The sequence below is a fragment of the Dactylosporangium sp. NPDC006015 genome (genome assembly GCF_040614215.1).
GTDB classification, from domain to species: Bacteria; Actinomycetota; Actinomycetes; order Mycobacteriales; family Micromonosporaceae; genus Dactylosporangium; species Dactylosporangium maewongense.
Map to the genome: position 1 here is coordinate 96,632 of NZ_JBEXUD010000043.1, position 8,088 is coordinate 104,719.

Here is an 8,088-nt window from a genome sequence, read left to right on the forward strand (position 1 = left end):
GAATCAGCACGTTTCCGGGTTGGCTGTGGCGTTGGTGGAGTACGCGGTGAGCGTCGCGACCTGCGGCGTGCCGCGGGCGGCGGTGATCCGCAGCCGCAGCCGGTCGCTGGTCACCGCGCTGGACAGCGGCACGATCCGCTTGTAGCCGACCGTGCCGGCGGTGGCGACCTGTTGCCAGGCGCCGCCGACCCAGGCGTCCACGGCGAACGACTCGACGCGCTGGCCGTTGGCGACCGACTCCTGCAGCAGCACCCGGTCGAATGTCCGGGCCCGGCAGGCGGTCAGCTCCACCGAGCCGGTCGTCGCGCCGGCCGCCGGGGACCAGAAGGTGCCGAGCGCCGTGTCCGTCAGCGCGGCGTGGGTGCCGGTCGCGCCGGCCTTGGCGAACAGTTCCCTGGTGTAGCGGGCACGCAGCTGCGTGCCGAAGCCGTCCAGGGCGGTCACGTCCGGTGCGTCGATCACGCCGGCCCGGTTCGGGGGCACGTTGAGCAGCAGGTTGGCGTTGCGGCCGACGGCGTTCTCGTAGAGCTGCAGGATGGTGCCGGCCTGCTTGACCGACCCGTTCTGCGACGAGTGCCAGAACCAGCCGGGCCGGATCGACACGTCTGCTTCGGCCGGGTACCACGACAGGTAGGTGATCGTGCCGAGCCGGCTCGAGATGAGCGAGCTCGAGCCGAGGTCGCTGGACTGGGCGCCGGCGAGCAGGTCGTCGTCGCGGTTGAGCGCGGCCGGGTCGGTGCCCTTGAACGGCAGCGCGCTCCACTCGTCGGCGCGGAACGCCCCGGACTCGGAGCCGATCCAGCGCACGTCGGGGCCGTTGATGGCGATGGTGGCGTTCGGCTGCAGGCTGCGGATCAGCTGGTACCAGTCGCCGACCTGGTACGGCTGCGGGTAGGCCGTGTACGGGTTGGCGCCGTCGAACCAGACCTCCTCGATCGGGCCGTACTCGGTGAGCAGTTCGTAGAGCTGGTTGAGGAAGTACGCGTTGTAGGCGTCGGCGCTGTAGGTGTAGCGCTGCGCCGGGTTGCGGGTGTCGCCCGGCACCGGCGTCGGGATCGTCACCGTGGTGCGGGGGCTGCCGTTGCCGAACCGGTCACCGCCGCGCCGGCCGGGCACCTCGGCGCCGTCGGCGGGGGAGAGGTAGAAGCCGACGGCGAGGCCGGCGGTGCGGGCGGCGTCGACCATCGCCCGGAAGACGTCGCCGCGCCACGGGCTGGAGGCGACCGAGTGGGTGCTGTACCGCGACGGGTAGAGCAGGAAGCCGTCGTGGTGCTTGACGGTGAGGATGACCTGCTTGAACCCGTTGCGCTTGAGCACGTCCATCCACTGGGTCGGGTTCACGGCCGCCGGGTTGAACAGGGCCGGGTCCTCGTTGCCGGTGCCCCATTCGACGTCGGTGAAGGTGTTCATGCCGTAGTGCAGGAACGCGGTCAGCTCCCGCTGCTGCCACGACAGCTGGGCCGGCGTCGGGACGACCTGGCCGGCCTTCTGCCGGACGCGGTCGAGCGGGTCGCAACGGTCCACGGCGATGACGTTGGCCGGGGTGACCGGGCCGGTGCTGCCCGGGTTGCCGGTGCAGCCCGGCGGCGGTGCCGAGCCACCGCAGGCGGGCGCCTCGAGCTGGAAGTCCACCGGGCTCGCCGCACCGCTCACCGAGGCGAGTGCGACCGCGTCGAGGGTGCCGTGCCAGCCACGGTTGCGGGTGCCGGCGTCGTTGCCGAACGTCAGCAGTCCCGCCGAGGCGTTGGCCGCCGCGACCGGTGTGGTGACGACGGTGCCGACCTGGCAGCCGTTGACGTACGCGACGAGCCGGGCCGACGTGTCGCTGACGTACTGGTACGCCAGGGCCACGTGGGTGTCGGCGGTCGTGGACAGGTTCGGCCCGTCCTGCTGGGTGTCGTGGTACGGCGCGTCGGGTCCGTACATGCCGAACTGCGTGACGTCCTGCGACCCGGTGCGGTACCGGTAGTACGCGCCGCCGGCGAGGCTGAGCACGGTGTCGAAGTCGAGCGTGGCACCGGCCTGGCGGCGGACCACCGCCTCGGCCAGCAGGCCGGTGTTGACGTACTTGGCGCCGGTCACGGGCTGCCGCGGGGTGAAGCCGATGCCGGTGCCGCCGCCGGTCAGGGTGACCGTCGTGCCGCTGATCGTCTCGGTGCCGGCCAGGCGGGTCAGGGTGCCGTCGACGAGCTCACCGGTCGACGGCGTGTATCCGCTGGCCGAGGTGAAGGTGCCGCTGAAGCTGACGTTGAGCAGCGCCTTGAAGTTCGCGGCGGACGCGTCCCAGCGCTGGTTGTCCGCGCTGGAGCAGACCCACAGGATGACCCGGGTGTTGTTGGCGGTCCCGCCGCCGTTGGCGTCCAGGCAGGTGTTGGTGGCGTGGTTGCGGAGGGTCTTGGCGGTGGTGTCGTAGGTCCATTGCTGGTTGGTGGCGGTGGTGCAGGCCTGGATGACGGCGTCGGCGCCCTGGGCGGTGGTGGCGGGGGTGAGGCACATGCCGCGGTTGCGGATGGTGTTGTCGGCCTCGCGGGTCCAGACCTGGTTGGGGTTGCCGTGGCAGTCCCACAGGATCAGTGCGGTGCCGGGCGTGGTCGCCGCACCGGGCACGTCGACGCAGCGGCCGCTCGCCACCCCGAGGATCGTGCTGCCGGTGGACGGTGCGACGGCCTGGTACCTGTGTCCGGCCTGGGCGGTGAAGGTGACCTGGCTGCCGTTGCGGACGACCGGGACCGCCTGGTTCGTGCCCAGGTCGACGACCGCGGCGCCGGCCAGGATCGGGTTGCGCAGGGTGAGCGGGCCGGCGGTGCCGGCGGTGACCGTGATCCGGGTGGCGGTGCGGTTACGCCACTCGACGTCGACCGTGGCGTTGCCCCGGGCCCGCAGGCCGCTGACCGAGCCCGCCGGCCACGCGGCCGGCACCGCCGGCAGCACGTCGATGATGTCGTGCTGGCTCTGCAGCAGCATCTCGGCCACACCCGCGGTGGCGCCGAAGTTGCCGTCGATCTGGAACGGCGGATGGGTGTCGAAGAGGTTCGGCAAGGTGCTGCCCTTGAGCTGTTCGGCGAGCATCTTGTGCGCGTGGTCGCCGTCGAGCAGCCGGGCCCAGAAGTTGATCTTCCAGGCCTTGCTCCATCCGGTGCCGCCGTCACCGCGCGCGGTGAGCGACACCTTGGCGGCCTGGGCGTACGCGGGCGTCGTCAGCGGCGAGATCTGCCGGCCGGGGTACAGCGCGTACAGGTGCGACACGTGCCGGTGGTCGTTGGTCTGGCTGTCCCAGTCCGCCTTCCACTCCTGCAGCTGGCCCCAGGATCCGATGCGCAGGCCCGGGTCGAGCCGGTTCAGCGTGCTCTGCCACTGCGTGCGCAGCGTCGCGTCCAGCCCGAGTGCGGTGCTCGCCTCGATCGTGTTCGTGAGCAGCTCCCACACGATCTGCTCGCTCATCGACGCGCCGGCGGAGAAGTCGCCCTGCTCGGGGGAGTAGCTCGGCGACACGACGAGCTTGCCGTCGCGCGGGTCGGTGTGCAGGTTGGCCCGCCAGAACTCGGCGACCTCCTTCATCGCCGGGTACGCCCGGTCCCGCAGGAAGGCGGTGTCCCGGGTGTACCGGTAGTGCTCGTAGAGGTGCTGGCACAGCCAGGCCGCCGCCTCCGGGAACCAGAACGCGGTCGCCCAGTCCTGCACGCCGGTGAAGCCGTACGCGTTGGTGCTCAGGTGCGTGACCCATCCGGTCGTGCCGTAGATGTTCTGGGCGGTGACCCGGCCGGGTGCCCGCAGCGCCTCGATGAAGTCGAACAGCGGCTCGGCGGTTTCGGTCAGGTTCGTGGTCTCGGCCGGCCAGTAGTTCATCTGGACGTTGATGTTGGTGTGGTAGTCGGCCTGCCACGGCGGGCTGTTGGAGTTGTTCCAGAGGCCTTGGAGGTTCGCCGGCAGTGGGGAGCCGTCCCGGGACGAGCTGATGAGCAGGTAGCGGCCGAAGGAGAAGTACAGCGACTCGAGCGCGCGGTCCTGCGGCCTGCCGCCGGCACCGGTGTAGGCGGCCCGCAGGTCGTCGGTGGGCAGGTCGGGCATCTGGCCGCCCACGTCGAGCCGCAGGCGGTCGAACAGGCCCCGGTAGTCGGTCAGGTGCGCGGCGCGGACGGCGTCGTAGCCGGCGGTGACGGCGCCGTCGACCGCCTGGGTCACCTTCGCGTGCGGGTCGGCGCCCCGGTAGGCCGGGTACGTGTCGGCGTATGAGGTGCCGGCCGAGAGCACGACGAACGCGCTGTCGGCCCCGGTCACGGTGATCCGGTCGGTGCCGTCCGTGCGGGTGCCGCCGGTGGTGACCACGCGGTACTGCGTCTCGTGGATCAGGCCGTTGCCCAGCGTGCCGCGCACGGTCATGCGGCCGCCGGCCACGGTGGTCGTGCTCGCCTGTGCCGCGGTGGTCCGCAGGACGAACGAGATCCTGCCCGTCTGGCTGGCGGTCAGCCGGGCGACGACCACGTTGCGGGGATGGCTGGCGAAGTACTCCCGGCGGTAGGTGACGCCGCCGTGGGTGTAGCTCACCCGTGCGGTCGCCTCGCTCAGGTCCAGCTCGCGTTGGTAGCCGGTCACCGTGGCCGGCGTGCCGGTCATGTCGAGGTAGGTGTCGGCGAGGTTCTGGTAGCTGCCGAAGGCGGTCATGGGCTGTCCGAGCCTGGCGGCGACGGCGCCCGCGGTCATGCGTCCGTCACGGTCGATCTGGGCCTGGACCTCGTCGATGGCGCCCGGGCGCGGGGCCACCCAGTTGCCGTGGTTGTACCCGGCGGCGCCCGGGCCACCGGTCCAGAGCGTCTTCTCGTTGAGCTGGAGGTGCTCGGCCTGCGGCCCGCCGAAGACCATGGCGCCGAGGGCGCCGTTGCCGATCGGCAGGGCGTTGCTCTCCCAGGTGCTGGCCGGCTCGTCGTACCAGAGCGTGAGGGCGGGGTTGGTGGGGGCCGCGGCGGCGCGTTCGGCGCCGGGCAGGACGACGGCGACCCCGTTGAGCAGGAGACCGGCGACCGCCGCGGCAGCCGCCGCCCGGATCCGCTGTCGATGACGCATAGCTTCTCCTCGATCTGGGTGTGGCGAGTGAACCCGCGGGGCACAATTTTGTCAATGCTTCGGCCAAACGGAGATCTGCTGTGCGGGTGGGACGCGGTCGCCGAAGTGGCCGTTGAGCTGCGGATACGCAGAGTCCGGATGGGGTTGGCGGCGGGCGGGGCTGCGGATACACCCGATGTCTATGTGCCGGATGGTGTCTACTGACCGGCTGGGAGCGGTCCCGGTAACGCTCTGGTCTCGAATTATGTCAAGGCAATGGATTTTTTAGAAACCGAGAAAAGTACCTGGCCTGCGAGGTCTAGCGGCGGCTCGGCGGATCCCGTCCGGAGGGCGTGTTGCGAACGTTCACCCTGGATGTTAGACATCGGACGTCCGATGGCCAAGAGCCACATGGATCCGATGTCTGACGGTGGTGTGATGAAGCTTCTCCGTGCGGGTCGTGCCGGCGCCGAACATGTCTGTGTGCTGCTCGGTGACGGGCGGCTGCTCGACCTGTCCGAGGCGGTGGCCGACGTCGACCCGGCCTTCTTTGCAGGCGGCGGCATCGAGCGGATCCGTGGCCTGCTGGGCGCGCACGGGTTCCCGACCGTCTCGCGGACGGGGCTGCGGATCGGCGCGCCGATGGCCCGCCCGGGCAAGATCGTGTGCGTCGGGCCGAACTATCCCGCACAGGCCGAGACAGGGCAGCCCGCACCGGCGGAGCCGGTGGTGTTCCTCAAGGCGCCGGACACGGTGGTCGGGCCCGACGACGAGGTGCTCGTGCCTCGCAACAGCGTCAAGACCGACTGGGGGATCGAGCTCGGCGTCGTGATCGGCCGCACCGCCCGCTACCTCGACACGGTCGAGGAGGCCCTCGCCTGCGTCGCCGCGTACGCCATCTCCCACGACGTCAGCGAGCGGGAGTTCCAGCTCGAGCGCGGCGGCCAGTGGGGCAAGGGCACGTCCTGCGAGACGTTCAACCCGCTCGGCCCGTGGCTGGTCACCGCCGACGAGATCGCCGACCCGCAGGACCTGGGCATGCGGTTGTGGGTCAACGACGTGCTGCGCCAGGACGCCACCACCAAGGACATGATCTTCGGCGTCGGTGAGCTGATCCGGCACCTCAGCCACTTCATGACGTTGCGGCCGGGCGATCTCGTCAACACCGGCACCCCCGCCGGCGTCGCCCTCGGGCAGCCGGACCCGAAGCCGTACCTGCGCCCCGGTGACGTGGTGCGGCTCGAGATCGACGGCCTCGGCTGCCAGCGGCAGAAGCTCGGGGCGGCGTGGTGAGCCGCACGCGCGCCGCCCACGCGGCTGACGCCCGGCGGCCCGCAGACGTGACGGGTGCGGCGTCGCGCCCGTCGCGCCGGGGACCGGCACCACCATCCGGCCCGGAGGGCCTCGCCGGATACGCGTTCCCTGACGGTCCCGCGTGGATCACCAGGGGTGGGTCGTGACCGATGCGTCAGGTCAGGCGCGACGTCATGACAGGGGACCGCGTACTGAGCGCCGGCGAGCTCGAAGGCCCGGTGGCTCCGGTCACCGCGGCGCCCGGGGCAGTGGGCCGGGCGGCTGCCGGCCCGCTGTCCGCCGCACCGGGCGCCGGGGCGGCGTGCCCGACCCGACATGTCGTTCGGGTCGGGCACGTCCGCTCGACGCCGGCGGCGGGCCCGGATGATCGCGCCCGCCGCGGCCCGCCCGGCTTCCCGCCTGTCACCCGAAGTGAGGCCCGCATGTCGTTGACCGCACGTCGTGCGGCCGCCGCGGTGGCCGCCCCCGACCCGGCCACCATCGCCCGCGGCGACGTCGGATGACCGGAGACACCGGCGCCGTCGAGATCGCGTTGCACACCCGGCTCAGGCCCGGCGCCGAGGAGGCGTACGAGCGCATCCATGCCGTCATCCCGGCCGACCTCGACGCCGCGCTGCGGGAGGCCGGCGTGCTGAGCTGGCGCATCTGGCGCGACGGCCTCGACCTGTTTCACCTGGTCCGCGTCGTGGACCCGGTGCGGATGCGCCGGCACCTGCGCGACCACCCGGCCAACCAGGTGTGGCAGCAGCGGATGGCGGCGCTGCTGGACGTCCCGGACACCTACGACGACGGCGCGACCGGGCTGGGACTGGTCTGGAAGCTGCCGTGAGCAAGGCCGGCGCTCGCCGGCGCGAGCGCAGCAGGACGACCCGGCCCGGACCGCACCCGGGCCACCGTGCACGTCGCCGGCGTCGAGGAACGGCGCCGGCGCGCCTTGCAGCACCTTCGTTCAACCCCCGGCACCACGCAATCAGGAGGAACCATGTCCAGTGCACTGTCCCGGCGCACGGTCCTGCGGCGGGCGGCCGTCGCCGGCCTGGCGGCCGGTCCGGCCGCCGGCCTGCTGGCCGCCTGCGCCGACAGCGGATCCGAGGAGGGCGGCGACACCAAGGGCACCACGAGCGCCGCCAACCCGCTCGGCGTGAAGGAGGACGCGCCGGTCAACGTCGTCATCTTCAACGGTGGCTACGGCGACAAGTACGCCACCGACGTGCACGAGCCGCTGTACAAGAAGGCATTCCCGAAGGCGGAGGTCAAGCACCAGTCCAGCCAGGCCATCTCGACCCTGGTGCAGCCCCTCATCGCCGGTGGCAACGCGCCGGAGTTCGTCAACAACTCCGGCTCCCAGGCCATGGACGTGGGCGCGCTCGTCGCCGACGGCCAGCTGCAGGACCTCACCGAGCTGCTCGACGCGCCGTCGGTCGACGACCCGTCCAAGAAGGTCCGCGACACGCTGATCCCCGGCACGGTGGACACCGGAACCCTCAACGGCAAGCCGTACGTGCTGTACTACGTGTCCACGGTGTACGGCATCTGGTACTCCGGCAAGCTGTTCGCCGAGAAGGGCTGGCAGCCGGCCAGGACCTGGCCGGAGTTCCTGGCCCTGTGCGAGACGATCAAGAAGGCGGGCATCGCGCCGTACGCCTACGCCGGTGCCAACGCCGCGTACTACCAGTGGAACATCATCCTCACCAGCGCCGCGAAGATCGGTGGCGCGGACGTCCTCAAGAACAT

4 protein-coding genes are annotated in these 8,088 nt (G+C 71.5%); 3 read left to right on the forward strand and 1 reads right to left on the reverse strand.

The window, feature by feature from the left end; translation table 11 throughout:
- Positions 1–3 precede the first annotated feature (3 nt).
- On the reverse strand, positions 4–5,061 hold the full coding sequence (locus ABZ321_RS45720; RefSeq protein ID WP_354902378.1) for a glycoside hydrolase N-terminal domain-containing protein: 5,058 nt from the start codon (positions 5,059–5,061) through the stop codon (positions 4–6).
- Between the two features lie 417 nt (positions 5,062–5,478).
- On the opposite strand from ABZ321_RS45720, the gene ABZ321_RS45725 reads away from it, so the two are divergent.
- The 3 genes from ABZ321_RS45725 to ABZ321_RS45735 all read left to right on the forward strand — a co-directional run.
- On the forward strand, positions 5,479–6,333 hold the full coding sequence (locus ABZ321_RS45725) for a fumarylacetoacetate hydrolase family protein (RefSeq protein WP_354902381.1): 855 nt from the start codon (positions 5,479–5,481) through the stop codon (positions 6,331–6,333).
- A 520-nt stretch (positions 6,334–6,853) separates the two neighbouring features.
- Positions 6,854–7,183, forward strand: a complete 330-nt coding sequence (locus ABZ321_RS45730) for an L-rhamnose mutarotase (protein WP_354902384.1) — start codon at positions 6,854–6,856, stop codon at positions 7,181–7,183.
- Positions 7,184–7,336: 153 nt separating this feature from the next.
- The coding region (locus ABZ321_RS45735) for an extracellular solute-binding protein (protein WP_354902387.1) at positions 7,337–8,088 on the forward strand (752 nt) is incomplete at its 3' end.